General features: G+C 63.4%; 2 protein-coding genes. Both read left to right on the forward strand.

Annotated features, from left to right (window positions below; genetic code table 11):
* Nucleotides 1–877, forward strand: an 877-nt coding sequence (locus ACOADB_RS06205) for an ATP-binding cassette domain-containing protein (RefSeq protein WP_378597082.1), incomplete at its 5' end; no start/stop codon positions are given.
* Nucleotides 878–929: 52 nt separating this feature from the next.
* Nucleotides 930–1,136: hypothetical protein (locus ACOADB_RS06210; protein WP_378597083.1), on the forward strand; the 207-nt coding region annotated here is incomplete at its 3' end.

Here is a 1,136-nt window from a genome sequence, read left to right on the forward strand (position 1 = left end):
AGGGCGGCTCGTCGCCACGCGCGCGGTGTCAGAACTGGATCACGACTCTTTGATCGAGCTCATTCTTGGGCGTCCATTGGAGGCGGTCTATCCCGACCACGACCAAGCCGCAGGCGCTGGAGTCCTGGCCGTCGAGCACCTCGCCGGAGGCCGTCTTCGCAATCTCACCTGCTCAGTCAGAGCAGGTGAGATCGTCGGGATCGTCGGTCTGTCCGGTAGTGGAGCAGAGGATGTTCCCCATCTGCTCTTCGGATCCAAGCCGCTGGACGCGGGTGTGATCCGCATCGACGGCAGCGTGGTGCGGATCGACTCGCCGTCCACGGCCATCAAGCACGGCATCGCCTTCGCTCCGGGCGAACGCAAGCGGCTGAGCGCCATGAGTGAGTGGAATGTGCGCGAGAACCTCACGTTGCCGCGGATCGAGGGTCGGGGTCCGCTCAAGTGGCTGTCAAAGCGATACGAGATCCGTGACACCGCGCCGCTGATCGAGGAGTACGACGTCCGTCCAGCGTCCACCGAGTCGACCTTTGGTGCGCTCTCTGGTGGCAATCAACAGAAGGTGGTCATCGCGCGCTGGATGCGTTGCGGGGCACGCATCTTCTTGCTTGAGGAACCCACCGCAGGCGTCGATGTTGGCGCCAAGCGCGGCATCTACGACGTCATCAACCGGGCGGCCGCTGATGGCTCAGCTGTCCTGCTCGTGACGTCGGACTTCGAGGAAGCGGCCGCGATGTGCGACCGCGTGATCGTCATGCGCAACGGAGCAGTCGGCTCCACATTGTCGCGCGAGGAGGCCTCCGTCGATCGCATCCTCGGCGAGGCGATCCGTACCACGACCTCAATCACCACCAACCAAGAAGGGCACGCTCATGTCTGATGGTCGTTCGTCGACGGTTGCCCCAGAGGCGTCGCGTCAGCAAGAAGACTCAATGGAGCTCGAAGAGGCCAGCGTCACGGCCGATCGACGCCGGAGCCCGGCTATCAGGAAGTTCAGCATCGGCAAGTACAGCGGTGTCTTGATCTTCGCCCTGATCATCCTGGTCTTCGGCATCTGGACGCCCGACACCTTCTTGACCGCGACGAACTTCCGCTCGATCTTGGCCAGCCAAGCGATCATCGCGATCCTCGCGCTGGGC

The organism is Nocardioides sp. CPCC 206348 (assembly GCF_048654705.1).
GTDB lineage: Bacteria > Actinomycetota > Actinomycetes > Propionibacteriales > Nocardioidaceae > Nocardioides.